This window comes from Spirulina subsalsa FACHB-351 (assembly GCF_026130165.1).
GTDB lineage: Bacteria > Cyanobacteriota > Cyanobacteriia > Cyanobacteriales > Spirulinaceae > Spirulina_A > Spirulina_A subsalsa_A.
This window is the reverse complement of record NZ_JAIHOM010000099.1, coordinates 1-19,155: the sequence shown is the minus strand read 5'-3', so window position 1 is coordinate 19,155 and position 19,155 is coordinate 1. Positions and strand designations below refer to the sequence as shown.

Sequence of the window (19,155 nt, the reverse complement as noted above, 5' to 3'; positions counted from 1 at the left end):
ACAACCCCCTCATCCTCCGTCTCGCTCACCTCCTGCTCCCCCTCTTCCTACGCTTTCGTCTGCGGCGCTGGCTGATTGGGGGCATCTCCCGCATTGAAACCAGTCCCCTTAACCCCCTCCTCCACCTCTACCAACAATTCCAACAGGGCAAAATCCGCCTCATCCTTGCCTTTCGCCATAGCGAAGTCGAAGATCCCTTAATCCTCATCCATCTCTTCTCCCGTGCCATCCCCCGCGCTGCCAAAGAACAAAAAATTCCCCTCACCTCCCCCATTCATAGCCACTTCATCTATGATCGGGGCATGACCATCTGGGGCGGAGATTGGCTAGGATGGGTATTATCCCGAGGGGGAGGCATTCCCATCCATCGCGGCAAACCCCTAGACCGCACCGCCTTAAAAACCGCCCGCAATTTACTGATTAATGGTCAATTTCCCATGACCATCGCCCCAGAAGGAGCCACTAACGGTCATAGTGAAAAGGTGAGTCCCCTGGAACCCGGTACCGCTCAACTGGCTTTTTGGGCAGTGGAAGACCTAGCCAAACAACAGCGCAGCGAAACCGTTTTTTTGCTCCCCATCGGCATCCAATACCACTTTATTAATCCCCCTTGGACCAAGATTAGTAAACTCATCCAACACTTAGAACACAACCTCGGTTTACCCCCCCTCCCCCTCATAGCTCAACCCGACATTTTGTATGAGCGCTTATTAACCGTTGCCGAAACGTTACTTTTACAAATGGAAGACTTTTATCACCGCTTCCACCACTGTTCTATTCCCCCTTTGGCGGCGGACTCCAACGATCCCATCCCCCAACAATTAGAACAACGTCTTAACTACTTACTTGATGTCGCTTTAACTGTAGCTGAAGACTATTTTAAAATTGAGCCGCAAGGGAACTTAATTGACCGTTGCCGTCGCTTAGAAGAAGTAAGTTGGAACTTTATTTATCGGGAAGACATTCCAAGCTGGCGGGGGATTTCCGCCTTTCAACAGGGATTAGCCGATTGGGTAGCAGAAGAAGCCACCTTACAAGCAAAACATATGCGTTTAGTAGAAAGTTTTGTTGCCGTGACCAGTGACTATATCACAAAAGACAACATTACAGCCGAACGGATGGCCGAAATAGCACTCATTCTGTTTGATTGTGTGGAACGGATTCGCGGGGTTAAGATTCCCAAGCGTCCTCGTTTAGGGAAACGTTGGGTTAAAATTACAGTGGGTGAGCCGATTTCAGCGAGTGAACGTTATGGGGTGTATAAAGAAGGGAGACATCAAGCCAAACAAGCCGTTCAAGATTTAACAGCCGAAATTCAAACACAATTAGAAAATTTAATTTTTTAAGCAATAATAGAATAAAGACTGACCCTCAAGTTATCCCAAGTGGTCGGTACTCAAGGGAATAGCCTATGGATGTTCATGAACTACTCGCTCGCTACGGGAAAGGAGAACGGGATTTTTCTGGCGTTAACTTAATGGGTGTTGATTTATCTGGCACCAAATTAGAGGGGATCAATCTAGCCCAAGCCTACTTAGGTGCCGTAAACTTCAAGCGAGCCAATTTAAGCCGAGCCAATTTAAACGGCGCTTTTTTATACCGGGTAGACTTGAGTTGGGCTAAAGTAACACGGGCAGATTTGTGCCGGGCTGATTTAACAAAAGCCAACTTATCAGGGGCTTATTTGGTTAAATCCTTACTCAAAGAGGCTAAATTAAGCGGTGCCATATTGAGCTATGTCAATTTACAGTTAGCCAATTTACAGGGTGTTAACTTGTGTGGAGCCAATTTACAGGGCATTAATTTCCGTTGGGCTAATTTATCCCAAGTGAATTTCAGTTGGGCAAACCTATCCGGCGCTCGTTTGAGTGGGGCAAATTTTCGCGGAGCCATCCTCAACGGGGTGAAATTAAAGGCCGCTTATATGAATGCCGTGGATCTTCAAGGAGTCGATTTAGATGGGGTGGATCTCAGCGAGGCTAAACTGAGTGGGGCGAATTTGAGCGAGGCTAACTTAACCGTGGCGAATTTGAGTGAGGCACAGTTGAGAGCAGCGATTCTGACGCGCACAAAGCTCCACGGGGCGACCTTACGGAACGCTAATTTACGCAAAGCTGAACTGACTGAGGCCGATTTGAGTAAGGCCAATTTGGAGGGAGCGCTGTTGTCTGAAGTCAATCTCACAAGAGCCAATTTAAATCAAGCTAATTTGATCGGGGCGGATTTAAAACGGGCTACCCTGCAAGAGGCCTACTTGTGGGGGACGGATTTAACGGGAGCGGTATTGGAGGAAACGAATTTAACCGGGGCTAATTTACGAGGGGGCGTTTTGGAGGAAGCCCAGCACCAACAAGCAATTTTTCGGCAAACTACTATGCCAGATGGACAGTTGAGGGGAATTTAATTGGCTGGGCAACGATTTTAAGGTGATTGAGTTAAAAAACCTTTAAAAAACTGCCTAAAATGGGGAAGCTGGGTTAAGATTAGAGCCAAGAGGGTCTGAATCCCATCAAAAATCGAAAGTAAATCAGAGGTGTGTGGTCCTATCCTAATGGTGCGTTAGCTCAGTCTAATCCTGCCTTAGCCAAGCCTAGTCAAGGAATCACACCCCGGAACTGGAAGCTGCATCTTAAACACACTTAACTCGCAGTTTTTACGACAAACCAGAAGCTATGTCCTATACATTTGATATTCTTGGCGTTTCTTCCGTCCTCACGTTCTTTCACTACCAAGAACAGAATCCCCACCCGTTACAAGGGGGTAAAGCCTATCTGGGGAGTTTGGACTGTACTCTAGATGGTTTTTTAGAGTCGGCGGAGCAAATGCCAGATAAATGGGCTTGGGAATGGGATCAAATGCTGAGTACCATTGTTAATTTTTGGTTAAAACATGAGGATAGTATTCGTTTTTGGCAAGAGGAATTACATCGCGCAGGTCAAGAAAGTTTAGTGATTGGTCGTGTAGCCAATGTTAATATTTTACGGGTTGAACTAGAGTCTTTGTGGGAAAATTAAAGTGGGGAACTTAAAGTAGAAAAATTAAAGTGGGAAAATTAAATTTGACTAAATTTCCTAAACCTCGCTAATTCGGCCGCTAACTCGATGGCGGCTTTCATGCTGGCTGCTTTGGCGATGCCTTTTCCGGCGATATCAAAGGCTGTTCCATGATCGGGAGATGTGCGAATAAAGGGTAAACCAATAGTTGTGTTAATGGCTTGCTCAAAGGCCATTAATTTAACGGGAATTAACCCCTGATCATGATATAATGCTAGGTAGGCATCGGCTAACAGGGTGTTTTCTTGTCGGGTATTTCCTGCTGAAGGAGGGGGTTCTATATTCGTCCGATCAACATGACCATACCAAGCTTGGGCGGGATGGATCCACAGGGTGTCTGGTGGGACTAAACCGACTAGGGAAATATTGGGGTATTTGAGGCGTTCTTTTTGTAACCAAGGGATTAGGAGATCCCGTTCTTCTGTGCCGAGTTTGCCCTGTTCGCCACTGTGGGGATTTAAGCCAGAAATGACGATTTTGGGGGCATGAATGCCGAAGTCTTTTTGTAAACAGTGGATGAGTAAATCGAGTTTGTCGCTGAGTAATTCTGGGGTGAGGGTGTCAGGAACTTGACGGAGGGGAATATGGGTGGTGGCTAGGAGGGTGATCAGTTGCCATTGGGTATAGGGCGATCGCGCTACAAATAACATCCCATAGCGATCCACTCCTGCACCTTGGGCTAAAACCTCGGTTTGTCCCGGATAATCATAGCCTGCCGCTTGCCAGAGGGATTTCGCAATGGGGGCGGTGACGATCCCCTGAAAATGTCCCGTTAGAGTCTGGGCGATCGCCTCTTTTAAGTAAATAAAGCTCGCTTCCCCACTGGCCGCACTGCCTACCCCCCGTTGAATCTGAGTTTCCGCAATGGGCAAATCAATCATCGGGAAATCTTCAGGATTCGCAATCGCTTCCAGTCCTAAGCCCCGCAAATGCCCATAAGCCTCCTGAAACAGCCGCCGACTCCCCACAAGGGTGATTGTACATTTTTCCCCTAAAGAGGGGTCTGCTAGGGCTTTTAGCACCACCTCCGGTCCAATACTGGCAGGATCACCCATAGTAACAGCCAAAGCAGGACGGAACGAGGAAAATGAGATCATGACTCAACAGGGGATTTTTTTTGAGACTTCAGTGCTTTATAATAAAGGATAGATGGCTCAGTCGTCTTGCTTTATGATCCCATTATATCACAATAGAAGGAGCATTTTAAATGACCGCTAATGACATTTTGTTTAACGCTGTTGTCCTATCTTCGACCCTGATTCTAGTGGGGTTATCTCTCGGATTTCTCATCCTAAAAATTCAAGGCAAAGCGGCTGATTAATTGAGCTAAATTCTGACTTAAAATCCTGAATTCTAACTCAAGGGGGGATCAATCGCTTTCAATTATCAATTATCAATTTGGATTTTCAACTTTACTTTTTAATCCAAATGTCTACTAAACCCACCATTGAGTTTCTTTCTGGCCTTCCAGAAGAATTAAGCGACGTGCGACTGCGCCGAGGTAAAACCTCGGGCATTCGCAACGTTTTGATGATCTTTGAGAATTTGCGCGCCTTAGAATTAGTGAATAGTTACACCCGCCAATCGAAAGGGGCTTTACATCTCATTGATCAAGAGGGGGAAATTGAAGTCACCCCCTCCTCCTTGAAAATCCGTTTTGGGGGAGAGGACGGCGACGATTTGCGCGGGGTAGAATGTCAATTTGAAATTCATGAAGATGACCATTGGGAACGGTTTATGCGCTTTATGCACCGTTACGCCGAAGCCAATGGAATGGGATATCAAGATAGCTAAAACCCGAGATTTTTTCTAAAATTTGCCATCATTGGCAAGCCTAAAAATTAGAAAAAATGGAATTTAATTAAACTGTGGTGTGAGAAATGTTATGAGCGAACAAAACCTAAAAATTGCAATCACGGGTGGGACGGGATTTGTGGGGACTCGTTTAGTGGAAAAACTGCACAATGAAGGTCATACTTTAGTATTGTTGACCCGTAATGAGAACCGAGCTAAACGAGTATTTCCCCCCCATGTTTTCCCCCAGGTGAAGATTGTGCCTTACACCCCCACCCAGTCGGGAAACTGGCAAGAAAATATTGCTGGGTGTGATGCTGTGATTAACTTAGCGGGGGAATCAATTGCAGAGGGACGCTGGACCCAAGAGCGTAAGCAGAACATCTTTGAGAGTCGGCAATTGGGGACTCGGATGATTGTAGAGGCGATCGCCCAGGCCCATCCCAAACCCACCGTTTTAATTAATCCTTCGGCCATTGGTTACTATGGAACCAGCGAAACGGCCATCTTTGAAGAAACTAGCACCCCGGGGAACGATTTTCTCGCTAAGGTATGCCAAGCGTGGGAAACGGAAGCAGAACAGGTGAAAACTATGGGTGTCCGTCTCGTGATTTTGCGCTTGGGCATCGTTTTAGGGAATGGGGGTGCGATCGCCAAAATGATTCCCCCCTTTAAACTCTTCGCAGGCGGTCCCATTGGTTCAGGGAAACAATGGTTTTCTTGGATTCACCGAGAAGATTTAATCAACTTGATTATAGCCGCCTTAAAACAGCCTAATTTTGCCGGAATTTATAACGCTACAGCCCCCAATCCAGTGCGCATGAAAACCCTATGTGATACCTTGGGTCAATTGATGAATCGACCCTCTTGGTTGCCCGTTCCCAATTTTGTTTTAGAAGCCCTGTTAGGGGATGGAGCCATTGTCGTTTTAGAAGGTCAACAAGTTTTACCCAAAGCCACCTTAGCTACAGGGTTTACCTATGAATATCCCACCGTTGATAAAGCCTTAAAAGAAGTCCTCTCTCATTAAAAAAAATACCCCTAAAAACAACGAGATTTTTTACTTTTTTAGAACTGCTATCTAGATGACAATATCAATCACCAACTCGCGCTATACTAGACGAAAAAAGTGAGAGAATGAAAGCTATGACCATTTGGATTAACGAACAACTTGACCCCTCCGGTATGATTCACGCTTGTATTGCCAGTTGTGATGAAATCACCGCCCAGGATTGTTATCAATCCTTTGAAGAAAATTTAACCCCTGAGCAGAAATCTCAAGGTTGGATTGTCCAGATGAGAACCGTTGAATCGTGGGATGATGTTCCCGTGAATTCCTTAAAATTAAACTAGAATTAATGGGGACTTGTCCCCTAGCTTCAACCGAGGTTATGATTAAGGCTTTGGCAAAAATTGGGGTATCACCAATGTGAACTACTCCGCCCACAAGGGGATGGGAAATTCCCGGCAATCTTTTAAAAAAAACTTGTCCCTAACAATAACTTTGTAGATCAGTCAATGTTGGTCAGAACTCATCAATGCCCGGATTGTGGCCTGGAAATGGACAGGGATGAGAATGCTGCGATCAACATTCTCAATCGGGCGTTAAGCGAGGTAGGGAGCATCTTGCCTGCCTGTAGAGGCTTCGACATTAGTCGGCCTGTGAAGCAGGAAGCTCAAGCCATGGTGGGAGTTCAACTCTCTTTGTTGGCTTGAGAAGCCCCCGTTATACTCCTAGGGTTAGCGGGGGAGAACTTCAGCATCCTAAAATAGGAAAAGCGGCGATATCAGCAAAAGGAGAATCAATCGTGGGTTTAATACTGCTGGCAGAGGATGCGAGTTTCTCTCGAACTATGTTAAGACGAGCTTTGGAGAAAGAAGGTCACGAGGTCATTGAGGCTACCAATGGAAAACACTGCCTAGAGATGCTGGAAAACCACCAGCCGGATTGTTTATTTTTAGACTTGTTAATGCCAGAGATGAACGGCTATGAGGTCTTAGAAGCCCTACAGCATCAAGGGAAACATCTGCCTGTGGTGGTGGTGACGGCGGATATTCAGGACACCTCGCGGGAACGCTGTTTGAATTTGGGGGCGATCGCCGTTTTAAACAAACCCCCCAAACCTCAAGAACTCAAAATTATCCTACAACATATTCAAATTATCAATGGGGGGGACTGTTGACTAAATTAACCGAGATGCAGCAGGATGCGCTCCAAGAGTTAGTCAATATTGGGGTAGGACAGGCCGCAGGGACATTAAACGAGATGGTTCAATCCCATATTGCGTTACAAATCCCCCATGTGCGACTATTATCCGTTCTTGAGGCCGAGAAACAACTGCAAAAGCAATTAGATGGGGAACCGATGTCGGCCGTGCAATTAGGCTTTAATGGCTCCTTCTCGGGGGTAGCGCAATTGGTGTTCCCCACCGCCAGCGCCCTAGCCTTAGTCGCTATTTTAACCGGAGAACCCTTAGATGGACCGGATTTAGATTCCTTAAAAATCAGTACCTTAAACGAGGTGGGGAATATTGTCATTAATGGGGTTATGGGTGCGATCGCCAATACCCTAGAACAATATCTAGAGTACGATATCCCCGTTTATCTCGAAGATACCATTAGTCATTTACTGTATAACCAAGTGAGTGCAGATGATGCCATTTTATTAGCAGAAACCCGCTTTGAAATTCAACAATTACAAGTAACAGGAAATATTATCCTAGTGTTTAGGGTCGGCTCTCTTGATGCGCTGCTATACGCCCTACGAATTCCATGACCAATCCGCAACTCTCCGATTGTTTAAATTTTGATCTCTTTGATCGGATTCCCGAGGGCGTTTGTGTCCTCCGTAGTGACTTTGTAGTGGTTTTTTGGAACAAAACCCTCGAAAGTTGGACGAAAATCCCCCGCTCCAAAATACTTGGTTGCCCAATTGATCAGTATTATCCTCATTTCCGAGAACCCAAATATCAGGGACGTTTACAACAAATTTTTAACGGTGGGCCACCGATTATTTTTTCCGCCCAACTCCATAAATATTTAATTCCGGTATCCTTTGGCCCCAATCAATTGCGCAGCCAACAAGTCATGGTGACAGGTCTTCCTAATCCCGAGGGAGAAGAATTCTATGCCGTTTTAGCCATTCAAGATGTCACGGATTTAACCCATCAAAGCCAAGCCTACCGTAAAATGCGAGATCAAGCCCTGGCTGAAATCCAGCAACGGCAGCACATTGAAGCCGCTTTACGAGAAAGTGAAGCTCGCTATGCCAAAATTTTTGAGGATGGCCCATTGGGGATGGCATTAATTGATCAAAATCATTGTTTTTTTCGGGTGAATCGGCGGTTTTGTCAGATTGTGGGCTACGGGGAAGAAGAGTTAACGGGGCTAAGTGTACTAGAGATTACCCATCCTTTAGATCGGGAAAAAACAGCTTATTGGCTCGAAGAGTTGAACCAAGGGAATTGTGAATCCTACCGTTTAGAGAAACGCTATTGCAATAAAACTGAAAGGGTTCTCTGGGTGATGGTAACAGTTTCCATGATTCGCAACTACGATGGACAACCGCTCTATCGCCTCAGTTTAGTCGAAGATATTACAGAACGGAAACAGTCAGAGGAGGCGTTAAATCAAGCCCATGATCACTTAAAACGCTGGGTGATGGAATTAGAACAGCGTAACCGGGAGATTACCTTATTAAGGGATTTGAGTAATGCCCTGCAAGCCAGTTTAAGTCGGGGGGCGATTGCTGGGGCGATTCGCCATTTTGTCCAAGCCTTATTTCCCCAACGGGCGGGGGGGGTGTTAGTTTGGGAACAGGAAGAGGTGCGGGTGTTTAGTCATTGGGGAGATGCCTTGGTGATTGAAGAGGTGGCATTGAGTTATCAAAGCTGGCTACGTCAACAGCAACGGAAGAATGGCCTGTGTGACTGTCAGTGTTTCTTAGCAACTTTGCCGAAAGAGTATTTTTATCTTCCCCTCCATAGCCAAAATCAAGAACTGGGGTTATTTTTACTGGAAGGGCAGATCATACCGGGGAGGCCTTTAAACCAGACTGAACAAAATTTAGCCGAAACGGTGGCGGAAAATATAGCGTTGGCTTTGGCGAATTTACAGTTACGGGAAACCCTGCATGAGTTGAGTATTCGGGATGGTTTGACGGGCTTGTATAATCGCCGTTATCTAGAGGAAGCGCTGGGGCGAGAGGTGAGTCTAGCGCTACGGAAAGGCTACCCAGTGGGGGTGATTATGGTGGATGTGGATCATTTTAAGAATTTTAATGATACCTATGGTCATGTGATTGGCGATCGCGTTTTACAAACCCTGAGTGAATTTCTCCTGCTCAATATCCGTAATAGTGATATTGCTTGCCGTTATGGCGGAGAAGAATTACTCTTGATTTTGCCCGAGGCTAGCCTAGAAAATACCCAGAAACGGGCTGAACAAATTCGTCAAGGGATTAAAACCTTGAAAATCGAGCATCAAGGGCAGACAGTCGGTAAAATTACTCTATCGTTGGGAGTGGCCTGTTTTCCCCAACATGGTCTGACTTGGGAGGCGGTGATTCGTGCAGCAGATCAAGCGCTCTATCAAGCCAAAGCGACGGGGCGCGATCGCGTGGTTGCTTTCCACCCGTCTATAGATGAACCAACCCGATAAAACCTAATCTGAACGTCTACAAAAAATCGATGAAGAACCGCCAACGGCTTGGACTATTGATTCTCAATATGACGACCCTTTCCTTGTCTCTCATTGTGGCATCTGGAGGCATCTACCTGTTGTATCGAACCGCCCTACAGCAGGAACAAGAACAGTTGGCCCAAATGGCGAAACAACAACGCCAGTGGATTACTTCATTATCTCAAGGGGAAGAGAATCCCACCGAGTTGTTGGCAACCGTGCAGAATAGCCTCCAGCAAACCCAACTCCCAGACCAGACGGGGGAAATTGTGATTGGGACGCGGGATGGCGATCGCATTGAGTTTTTACTCAGTCAGCGTAACAACCAAGTAACCACCCCAGACCCGGTGCAGTGGACCGATCAAAGTCGCGCCAGTGCCATGCGTAAAGCCCTGACGGGAGAATCAGGAACCGAGATTGCCCCAGACCATGACGGAATTGAGGTAATTTCGGCCTATGAACCCATCGACACCCTCAACTGGGGCGTAGTCATTCAGGTAGATTTAGCGGCTTTCCAAGCCCCCTATTTAAAGGTAGGGGTAATTGTTTTAGTCGCCCTCATTGTTTTAGATGCCATTGGCTCCTTAATTTATAGCCAAGTGACTGGACGGGCGAGACAAGCCTTAGAACGCAGTGAAGCCAAAAATCGCGCCATGATTGAACAGGCCGCCGATGGCATGATTTTATTGAATGAAAAGGCCATTATTGAATCCTTTAATCGAGCAGCCGAGCAGATTTTTGGCTATAAAGCCTCTCAAGTGTTAGGGCAACATATTCAAACCCTAATGCTGGCCTTTGGGGAAGGGGAGGGAGAAGTAGAAAGTACCCTATTTGGAGAAACCACGGCCATTCAACCCGTTAATACCGTTGCCCAGAATCCCAATAGTTTAGAAAAGATCACCAACAACCCCCTCGCGACCACGAAACGGGAATTTTTAGGGCAACGACAGGATGGGAGTATTTTCCCCCTAGAATTAGCGGTTTCTCGCTTATTGGAAGGGAAAATCAAGCGCTTTTTATTGATTGTGCGGGATGTTACCGAACGGAAACAAGCCGAAGAAGCCTTGAAAAAACTCAACGAGGAACTGGAATTACGGGTGGAAGAACGCACCACCCAGTTAATGAACCTCAATGAGGAACTCTTACACGAAATCGCCGAACGGAACAACGCTGAAGAATCCCTACAAGACAGTGAGAAACGCTTTAGATCCCTGTTCCAACAGTCGGAAATCGGCGTGATTCAGTGTAACCGCAGTGGGGAGTTCCTGAAAGTCAACCCCCGATTCTCGCGCTTGGTGCAGTATGGGGAAACGGAGTTACGAGATTATACCCTACAGGAATTGAGCCACCCCGAAGATTTAGGGAATTTAGTGCATCAGTACCGCCGTGTCGTGGAAGGGGAACAGGCAGAACTCTTGCTCGAACAACGGTATATTCGCAAAGATGGCTCAGAAGTCTGGGTGATGATTAGTGGGTCCGTGGTGCGGGATGTGATGGGGGAGGTGATGTATTTCTTGGGTTTGGTGGAAGATATTAGCGATCGCATGACCATTCAGGCCGCCCTACAAGCCAGTGAGTCCACCCTCAAGAGCTTTTATAACAGCACCTCCATGATGATGGGGATTATTGAATTGGTCGAGAATGACATCCGCCACATTTCCGATAATGCCGTGACGACGGAGTTTTTCCGCCTCTCCCCCCTCGCCCAAACCAGCCTACTGGCCAGTGAAATGGGTGTACCTGAAGAGATCCGCCACTACTGGATAGATCACTGTCAAGAAAGTGCGCGTCTGGGGAAACCTGTTCAATTTGAATATGCCTACGAAGTGGATCTTGATGCTCACAGCATCGATATCCGTTGGTTATCGGCGACGGTTTCCTCTATTGATGGTCAGCAACGGTTCTCCTATATGGTGGAAGATATCACCGAACGACGGCGACAAACCGAAGAACTGCGCCGAGCGAAAGAGCAGTTAAGTCATTCGGTTTTGGAATTGGATTCCCACCGCCAAGAAATGGAAAAACTGGCGGAATTAAACGACTTCTTACAGGCTAGCGCCACCCTCAACGATGCCTATGATGCCATTGCCGAATTAATCGCCCCCCTCTTCCCCGACTGTTCTGGGGGTGTTTTCGCCCTCAATGAGTCGGGAAATTTAGTCGAAGCGATCGCCACCTGGGGAGAACATTTCAACAGCGAAACCATCTTTTCCCCCGACGACAGTTGGGCCCTCAGACGAGGCCGCACCCACTGGTCCGACGACTCCCACCCCCGTCTGATGAGCAAACATATCCACCGAGATCCTCCCCCCGGATTCTCCCTCAGTATCCCCCTCGTGGCCCAAGGAGACACCCTCGGCCTGTTATACCTCACCTCCCCGAACAAAGAAATCCTCAACGACCCTAAACAGCAGTTTGCCCACACCGTCGCTGAACAATTAGCCCTCTCTTTGGCTAACGTCAAACTGCGGGTTAATCTAAAACTGGATACCATTCATGATCCCCTCACGGGGCTATTTAACCGTCGTTATTTAGAAGAATCCCTAGAGCGAGAAGTTTATACGGCCATCCGTCAGAAACGCTCTCTGGGCTTAATCTTGGTAGATATCGACCATTTCCGCAACTTTAACAACACCTTTGGCCATGAGGCCGGGGATTTAGTCCTCAAAAGCCTCGGGAGTTTTGTGCGGCGCAGTCTGCACCCAGCTGATTTGGCCGCCCGTTACGGGGGAGAGGAGATCATCCTACTGATTCCCGATCAATCCCTTGAGGAAATCCGCCATCGGGCTGAAGTGTTACGGGAAGGCATTAAGGGCTTAAAATTCGAGCATCATCAACAGTCTTTAGATAGCATTACCGTTTCCCTTGGGGTGGCTAAACTGCCCGAAAATGGCATGACCTGGAAAGCCTTGCTGGAAGGGGTAGAAATGGCCTTGAGTCGGGCGAAAGCAGAAGGACGGGATCGGGTGTCGGTGTTGCATTGATATCCCCCATCCTTAAGCCCTACCTAAAACCAGATTTTGGGAGATATGGCGAAAAAGTGCTAGCTTTAGAGGTAAAGTGGGGTCGGTTTTCTACCCTCCACCTAGATTGAAAGAGAAGGAGTCATGACCATGGATGTCAAGCTAATTTTACTAATCTTAACCGGGGTGTTTATCGTAGCCACCTTATTCTTTGGCACCCAGAACGGATTTTATGATTCGGACAACTATCATGGGAATGGGTCAGCGCATTAGAACACAATAGCCAATCAGCAATCTATGGGTTCACTTCGTCTGATCTCCTCTAGCCACCAGCCGGATTTAGTCTGTCTTCCCTATGGTGTGGGTCATGATAGGGAGGGAGTCTGTCTGCTGGTCAAAATGGGAGAATATCGGATTCTACTCGATTGTGGACTGCCCGATATTTCTCCTTTGTTGGAAGAAAAAGACGCTCCCGCCGATTTGGTCTTTTGCAGTCATGCTCATGAAGATCATGCGCGGGGTTTATTGGACTTGCATGATTGTTTCCCGGATTTACCCATTTATGGCAGTGAAGCTACAGCCGAATTATTACACCTCAACTGGTTAGACTCAGAACCTATTAACCCGATTCCGCGCTTTTGCCAAACTTTACCTTGGCGATCGCCTGTTCATTTTTTCGAGAACCTACAAGGTCAACTGTTCCCAGCCGGACACCTGCCCGGAGCGGCTGCCCTACTCTTGACTTACAGTACCCCCCAACGGGCTTATACTCTGCTTTACACGGGGGACTTTTTCCTGTCTAATTCCCGTTTGGTCGAAGGATTATCCTTAGAAACCCTGCGGGGATCGTCCCCCGATGTGTTAATTGTCGAGGGGAGTTATGGCACCGCCCGCCATCCTCGTCGCCGCCAACTGGAAAAACAGTTGATGAGCCAAATTGATCGGGCGATCGCAGAAAATTGTTCCGTCCTCCTCCCGGTGCCACCCTTGGGACTCGGACAGGAAATCTTAATGTTATTGCGATCGCACCATCAATTCACCGGACGAAACCTCGATATCTGGGTAACAGATCCCGTCGCCACCGTCTGCGATGATTACCTGAAACTGCTCCCCCATCTCCCCACCGCCGTCCAAAACTTCGCCCGTCATCAACCCCTATTTTGGGATGAGCAAGTCCTCCCTCGCGTCCGCCGTTTAGACCCCGACCACTGGCCCCAACTGGGTCAAACCCCTACCATTGTCTTAGTCGATCAAAACGCGCCCTGGCCCGATTACAGCAAGGAACTCTCGGGCGCTTGGGTGATCTTAGTTCCCGAAAAACGTCGTCCCGATGAAACTTGGTATCAAACCGTTCCCCCCAATCTGAGACATGAAACCTATCTCCTCGCCGAACACAGCGACGGACGGAACACCACCCAACTTATTCACAATATCCGTCCCCAGCACGTCCTTTTTGTTCATGGCACCCCTCGGGATCTCACCGATCTCACCAGCTTAGAAGAACTGCAAAACCGTTATCATTTGCACTGTCCCAACCCCGGCACCTTAGTAGAGTTGCCTGTAGGCGATCGCTTCATCCAACCCGCCGCCCCCACCGACACCCACTATGAAGGGGAAATCAACGAAATTGGGGCCACCATTAACATTAACCTCCCCGGTTCCATCACCCAAACCCCACGTTGGAACACCTTCGCCGACACCGGATTAGTCGAAGCCCGTTGGCAGGGGGATGAATTAGTCCTCCGGGGTATTTCTCAACGAGAACTCCTCAGCCAAAGTAACAACGCTAAACTGCAAGCGAGTTTAGACTGTTGTCGCAACTGCTTTCACCAACGGGGACAGCGCTGTTATAACCCCGCCTCCCCCCTCTACGGCTTTAAGGTGACACCGGAAGGCTATTGTCCGGTATTTGAAGCCAAATCCGGAGGCGAGGATTTAACTGTTGACGAATCCTGACAGACTAATTACTTTGTAATTGTTCCATTCTCCAACCTAACAACGTGGGTTGTTGATAGATTTTCTTTAAGGTATTAACATCTCGGGGAGAAATGGGGGGAGGAGTGCGGACTTGGGTGCTATAGAGGGCATCCCCTTCGAGGGGACTGTGACCCCAAATGCCGAGGGCATGACCCAATTCATGACGGGCGGTGCCCAGGGTGAGATGAGGGCTTTGGTGGGGGGTGAGTTGGATGGTGAAACGATGAATCAGGGTGTTATCTTGAAAGTCGAATTCATAGCTAGCCTCTGCATTGCGGCTGTGGGGGATAATCAGACGGCGGTTGTCTCGGTCGAGGGTGGGGCGAATGGGAGGGCGCGATCGCAACCAAACAATATCCGCCTGGTCTGGCTTCTCCACCTCCACTAAGGGTAAGTATTCCCCCCACTCTCTCATCGCCTGATGAATCGCCTCCATCCACTGATTCCCCCGCTCATCCCCTTTCTCCCGCACCGGTTCAAGGTACACCCTCACCGGAAACCGTGACCAGACCAAATATCCGGCCGGAGTGCGTTCGATTTCCTCAAAATAATCCCCACTCGCCTCGGGATCTGACCATTGCGCTAGGGAGGACGGCAGGGGATGAACCTTGGGGGTGAAGGGGCTGCCAATTGTTGCACTAGAGGGGGCTAGGTGAAGCAGGAACATTCCTAATGCTAAACATACCCCAAAAAACACAAAAGCGATAAATTGCTGACCTTGCTGGCGTTTTAGAAAGGTTTGGATCACCGTTGATATATGGATCATGAACAGAATGGCCTAGTCCCTATTTTAGCCCAGAGAAAAGGATTGATCCGGTTCGGAGGAAATACTCTCGGATTGTCTAGGATTTTCGGCCGTTGACTTCACTCGGGGGACAACTTTAGTCAATTGTCCGATGACAATCAGCCATTTCTCCTAATACTTGCCTCAGTCATTTGATTATAATTTTTGACCGAAAAAATTTGATCTCATCCATCTTTTAATCCGTATTTTTACTCGCACTGTCCTGATATCTTGTCCCTTGATGTGGAAACCACTATATAAAGTTTTGGTAAAGCTTGCATACCCCCATTTAAATAGTTTTTTAAGCTGGAAAAAACTTAAAAAAAAAGTAGATTTAATTTGGCTTTTCTTCAAGGCTCTTATACTACGAATCAAAGGTCATGAGTTAATGTCATAACTAGACTGTAATATATTCGGTTAACTTCCTATGAAGATTAAACAGGTCGTCCCGTTAGGTTTTAGTTTAGTGTTTGTCTTGGTCAGCGTCAATGCCATTGCTGAGGAGTGGGGAAACAGGATTTCTAAAGAAGCCAGAAATTGGGTTATTCACACCTATGAAGTTAAATTAAATTTAAGATTACTCGAAAAAAATCTAGTAGATGCACAAACGGGGGAACGGGGTTTTTTGTTAACGGGAAATGAAACGTTTCTTGAACTTTACTATCAAGCTCAAGTATTAGCTCCAGAATATTTGAGAAATCTAGAAAGTCGCATGGCAACGATTCCCAGTCAAATGCAACGATTATCAGAGTTAAGAGTGTTGCAAAACTCTAAGTTTGAGGATCTGAGAACCACAATCCAATTAAAACAAGCGGGACAGGAAGAAGCAGTCATTAATGCTGTTTCCTCTGAGATGGGCAACCAAATTATGAACCAGATTCGGGCAAAAATTGCGGAGATGGCAACAGTGGAAGATGAACTGTTAGCAGAGCGAGAAGAAACTGTAAAACGCATAGAATTCTGGATTAGCTTTATGAATTGGTTTGGGCTATTGATCACCATTGGGGTAGGTTCTTTAGTATCCTGGATGGTGAGTAAGGTGATTATGCGTCCCATTGAAGAGGTGACGGATGCGATCGCCAGTTCATCAGCCGAAATCGCTACAGCTGCCGCCCAACATGAATCCCTTGCCAATCACCAAGCGAGTTCTATCCACCAAACAACAAGCACCATTGATGAGTTAAGTGCTTCAGCGCGTAAATGTGCCGAACAAGCCGAAAATGCCCTCACTGAAGCCCAGCAAACTCTCAAACTCGCCGCACAAGGCAAGGAAGTTGTAGAAAAAAACCGCCTCAGCCTGACTCAGTTAAAACAACAAATCGCTACCATTACAGCACAAATTGAACAGTTAAAAGAGAATACGGATCAAATTAGTAATATTGCCGGAGTTGTTACCGATATCGCCGCTCAGACTAATATGTTAGCCTTAAACGCTTCAGTGGAAGCCGTGCGCGCTAGAGAATATGGCAAAGGCTTTAATGTAGTGGCTTCAGAAATTCGCAAACTAGCCGATCAAAGTAAGCAGTCAGCCGCTAAAATTAACACCCTCGCCACAACTATTCAAGGAGCGATCAGTTCAACTATTATTGTGATGAATCAAGGGGTACAAACTATCGGTACAGGAGTTAATTTAGGAGAAGAAACTGCTACCGTTTTTGTCCAAGTAGCGGACGCGGTAGAAAATATTGTCGTCAGTAATCAACACATTTCCTCAACTACTGTTCAACAGTCCATTGCCATTCAACAAGTAGTTGAGGCAACGAATAGCATTAATGATGCCACTGTCCAGACAGTCAGTGGCATTACACAAACAAAAACCAGCACAGAGCAACTGAACGCAGCTGCTCAAAACTTACAAAATTTGATTTGATTGGGGGAGACTTACAGGGATGGGAATTAGACCGTTTGACGAGAAATGAGTTTCTCAAAATTGGCTTGAGTTTCGTGGAGCAATTGCTGGCGACTATCTTCTGGGGAATGGAGAGAGGGGTTAAAGGAAGGAACTAAGTTACGCGCTTGTAACGCCATGTGAAGTTGTAGATGAGCCACATACTCACTCAGATCCTCTTGGAACATATCGGGAGTGTTTTCAGAAACATTCGCAGCCAAGGTCTTTGTCCTCCTGAGATTGAATGATAAACCAACTGCTCTAGAAGGTATCACGTTTTCCCGGAATCCTCTGCACCGTCTCTCAAATCTGACACATTTCTAAACATAGTTTTACAATTTGTTCTCATCTCCTAACGGCTGACAATGCCTGACCATTGCACCTTTTTCTGATTAGTGCGACGGTAGGAGAAAAAGTAATCTGGTTGTTGATAGGTGCAACAGGGTGCGATCGCCAACTGCTCCGAAGTTAGCCCCAACTGCTCCAACTGTAAGGCATTGACCCGCCGCACATCTAAACGGACCCGTCCCGGTTCAGGATCCGGGTGGATAGGGGGACTAGCAAGGCTCTGTAACTGCTCTAGAATCGCCTCTGATGCCTCTGTTTCCCCATTTTTGAGCAAAGTAGAGCCAACCTCCGCCGCCACCGCTTCCGTCACCTGATAAACCTCCCCGGCAATAGCTGGCCCCAGTGCCACCCGTAAATCTTCTAACTGGCTCCCCGAGGCGAGAAACCGAGCGATCGCTTCCGGGACAATCTTTTGCGCGGTTCCCCGCCATCCCGCATGGAGTGCGGCCGTCTGTCCAGTGGTCACATCCCCAATTAACACCGGAGTACAGTCGGCACTGGCCACCCAAACCGCTTGATTTTCCCCTTCGGTTAAACTGCCATCGGCGGAGGGGAATTCTTGCTCAGTTAATTGTTGTTTTTCCCGTTCAATTTCACTGGGAGTTAAAACCCGGTTGCCGTGAACTTGTTTGAGTCGGTAAGGGGTGGCTTGGGGGTGTAAAATACCCACCAACGTTTCCGGGGTATGGGGATAAAAGCCTTGGGTAAAAAAACCATGTGACCAGTCTTTTAAAAGTTCACAGGTTAAGTAAGGTAAACCCTGCCACGTTTTCCAGTGCCATTGGGTGTGAGATGTAGTAGGGGAAGATAAGGGAGCAGTAGCAATCAAAACGGAAACCTCTCTCAATAAGTCACATTAATAGTTTTCATTATAAACACAGGTAGTCGTAGGTTGGGTGGAACGAAGTGCAACCCGACCTACAAGGTTTCTAAAGGACAAAATTGGGTTTTTGTATCTGTATATTCTCGCCAACGAACAATTAAACCCTCTTGAAAATCAACAACAATGGCATTCTCGGCATAACTAAATTGACCGGATTTTTTCTCATCTAACCATAACCATTCAACCACCGCTTGCATCCCATCGATAATCACACGCTGAATCTGGATTCTGATGTTTTCACAAGTGCCTAAGTATTTGGTCGTCACTTGCTCAATTTCTCCTTTGCCGACAATGCGAGAACCGGGTAAAACTAACTCCCCTTCGGGATGAAAGAGGGCAGCAAAAGCTTGCCCATCTTGGGCAATACAAGCGGCGGCGGCTTGTCGAATACAGTCACGAATTTCTACGGGAGTCATGATGGAGCAGATGCACGATGAATGGTGAGTAATTGAGTTACTAAGTTGGGGACTTGTTGAGGGTGTAAAAATGAAGGACGGGGGGAATTTCCCTGATGGGAATCACTGGTTAAAACCCTATTTTTTAGCGGATCAGGAATGGATGATGCGCCATATAATGCACCCATCATCCCCCCTACAATGCAGGCGTTGGTGTCGGTGTCTCCGCCTCCTTTTGACACTCCACTGCCTAAAGGCGAGTAGATTCTTTCCTCATAGACTCTTGTCTAGCCAATCAGAAATTGACCCCGACAGAACGTCTCCGAAAGCATTTTGAATCACGGGCTGTCCGACCGCGATTAATCCACGATTTCTTATAACTTGACTGGC

21 protein-coding genes are annotated in these 19,155 nt (G+C 47.2%); 15 read left to right on the top strand and 6 right to left on the bottom strand.

Translation table 11 applies throughout. The features are described from left to right. The 3 genes from K4A83_RS17050 to K4A83_RS17040 form a co-directional block, all read left to right on the top strand. Positions 1-1,346, top strand: a 1,346-nt coding sequence (locus K4A83_RS17050; RefSeq protein WP_265265850.1) for a 1-acyl-sn-glycerol-3-phosphate acyltransferase, incomplete at its 5' end; no start/stop codon positions are given. Between the two features lie 65 nt (positions 1,347-1,411). Further along, on the top strand, positions 1,412-2,404 hold the full coding sequence (locus K4A83_RS17045) for a pentapeptide repeat-containing protein (RefSeq protein WP_265265849.1): 993 nt from the start codon (positions 1,412-1,414) through the stop codon (positions 2,402-2,404). Between the two features lie 268 nt (positions 2,405-2,672). Next, positions 2,673-3,014 carry a hypothetical protein gene (locus K4A83_RS17040; protein WP_265265848.1) on the top strand — a complete coding sequence of 114 codons (342 nt, stop codon included), beginning with the start codon at positions 2,673-2,675 and terminating at the stop codon, positions 3,012-3,014. A 38-nt stretch (positions 3,015-3,052) separates the two neighbouring features. On the opposite strand, the gene pdxA is transcribed toward K4A83_RS17040, so the two are convergent. Then, positions 3,053-4,150 carry a 4-hydroxythreonine-4-phosphate dehydrogenase PdxA gene (gene pdxA / locus K4A83_RS17035; RefSeq protein ID WP_265265847.1) on the bottom strand — a complete coding sequence of 366 codons (1,098 nt, stop codon included), beginning with the start codon at positions 4,148-4,150 and terminating at the stop codon, positions 3,053-3,055. A 110-nt stretch (positions 4,151-4,260) separates the two neighbouring features. Between pdxA and petM the strand changes: the two genes are divergently transcribed. The 11 genes from petM to K4A83_RS16980 all read left to right on the top strand — a co-directional run bounded on the left by petM (position 4,261) and on the right by K4A83_RS16980 (position 14,446). After that, positions 4,261-4,374, top strand: a complete 114-nt coding sequence (petM, locus tag K4A83_RS17030) for a cytochrome b6-f complex subunit PetM (protein WP_017306586.1) — start codon at positions 4,261-4,263, stop codon at positions 4,372-4,374. A 107-nt stretch (positions 4,375-4,481) separates the two neighbouring features. Then, positions 4,482-4,847, top strand: a complete 366-nt coding sequence (psb28, locus tag K4A83_RS17025) for a photosystem II reaction center protein Psb28 (RefSeq protein ID WP_265265846.1) — start codon at positions 4,482-4,484, stop codon at positions 4,845-4,847. Positions 4,848-4,938: 91 nt separating this feature from the next. Continuing rightward, positions 4,939-5,877, top strand: a complete 939-nt coding sequence (gene thyD, locus K4A83_RS17020) for a thylakoid membrane protein ThyD (protein ID WP_265265845.1) — start codon at positions 4,939-4,941, stop codon at positions 5,875-5,877. A gap of 116 nt (positions 5,878-5,993) precedes the next feature. Beyond that, a complete protein-coding gene (locus K4A83_RS17015) occupies positions 5,994-6,200 on the top strand; it encodes a glycogen debranching protein (RefSeq protein ID WP_265265844.1) in 207 nt (68 codons plus the stop codon). A gap of 165 nt (positions 6,201-6,365) precedes the next feature. Then, positions 6,366-6,563 (top strand): zinc ribbon domain-containing protein, encoded by a 198-nt coding sequence (locus K4A83_RS17010; RefSeq protein WP_265265843.1) that lies wholly within the window; start codon positions 6,366-6,368, stop codon positions 6,561-6,563. Between the two features lie 92 nt (positions 6,564-6,655). After that, the gene (locus K4A83_RS17005; protein WP_265265842.1) at positions 6,656-7,030 is read left to right on the top strand and encodes a response regulator; all 375 of its coding nucleotides are present in this window, start codon (positions 6,656-6,658) and stop codon (positions 7,028-7,030) included. A gap of 14 nt (positions 7,031-7,044) precedes the next feature. After that, complete coding sequence (locus K4A83_RS17000) at positions 7,045-7,623, top strand: chemotaxis protein CheC (RefSeq protein WP_407810066.1); 579 nt, start codon at positions 7,045-7,047, stop codon at positions 7,621-7,623. Beyond that, entirely contained in the window at positions 7,620-9,506 is a 1,887-nt protein-coding gene (locus K4A83_RS16995; protein WP_265265839.1) for a sensor domain-containing diguanylate cyclase, read from the top strand. The genes K4A83_RS17000 and K4A83_RS16995 overlap by 4 nt, the downstream gene beginning before the upstream one ends. Before the next feature lie 29 nt (positions 9,507-9,535). Next, positions 9,536-12,511: a PAS domain S-box protein gene (locus K4A83_RS16990; RefSeq protein ID WP_265265838.1), complete on the top strand. Its 2,976-nt coding sequence runs from the start codon at positions 9,536-9,538 to the stop codon at positions 12,509-12,511. Positions 12,512-12,640: 129 nt separating this feature from the next. Next, complete coding sequence (locus K4A83_RS16985; RefSeq protein WP_265265837.1) at positions 12,641-12,763, top strand: hypothetical protein; 123 nt, start codon at positions 12,641-12,643, stop codon at positions 12,761-12,763. A gap of 24 nt (positions 12,764-12,787) precedes the next feature. Then, a complete protein-coding gene (locus K4A83_RS16980; protein WP_265265836.1) occupies positions 12,788-14,446 on the top strand; it encodes an MBL fold metallo-hydrolase in 1,659 nt (552 codons plus the stop codon). Between the two features lie 4 nt (positions 14,447-14,450). On the opposite strand, the gene K4A83_RS16975 is transcribed toward K4A83_RS16980, so the two are convergent. Next, positions 14,451-15,233, bottom strand: a complete 783-nt coding sequence (locus tag K4A83_RS16975) for a peptidase (RefSeq protein WP_265265835.1) — start codon at positions 15,231-15,233, stop codon at positions 14,451-14,453. A gap of 445 nt (positions 15,234-15,678) precedes the next feature. Between K4A83_RS16975 and K4A83_RS16970 the strand changes: the two genes are divergently transcribed. Further along, a complete protein-coding gene (locus K4A83_RS16970) occupies positions 15,679-17,121 on the top strand; it encodes a methyl-accepting chemotaxis protein (RefSeq protein WP_265265833.1) in 1,443 nt (480 codons plus the stop codon). Between the two features lie 26 nt (positions 17,122-17,147). On the opposite strand, the gene K4A83_RS16965 is transcribed toward K4A83_RS16970, so the two are convergent. The 4 genes from K4A83_RS16965 to K4A83_RS16950 form a co-directional block, all read right to left on the bottom strand. After that, positions 17,148-17,327, bottom strand: a complete 180-nt coding sequence (locus K4A83_RS16965) for a hypothetical protein (RefSeq protein WP_407810064.1) — start codon at positions 17,325-17,327, stop codon at positions 17,148-17,150. Positions 17,328-17,491: 164 nt separating this feature from the next. Further along, the gene (gene pgeF / locus K4A83_RS16960) at positions 17,492-18,316 is read right to left on the bottom strand and encodes a peptidoglycan editing factor PgeF (protein ID WP_265265830.1); all 825 of its coding nucleotides are present in this window, start codon (positions 18,314-18,316) and stop codon (positions 17,492-17,494) included. A gap of 89 nt (positions 18,317-18,405) precedes the next feature. Then, a complete protein-coding gene (locus K4A83_RS16955) occupies positions 18,406-18,786 on the bottom strand; it encodes a nuclear transport factor 2 family protein (RefSeq protein ID WP_265265829.1) in 381 nt (126 codons plus the stop codon). Beyond that, complete coding sequence (locus tag K4A83_RS16950; RefSeq protein WP_265265828.1) at positions 18,783-19,007, bottom strand: ADP-ribosylglycohydrolase family protein; 225 nt, start codon at positions 19,005-19,007, stop codon at positions 18,783-18,785. The genes K4A83_RS16955 and K4A83_RS16950 overlap by 4 nt, the downstream gene beginning before the upstream one ends. Positions 19,008-19,155 lie beyond the last annotated feature (148 nt).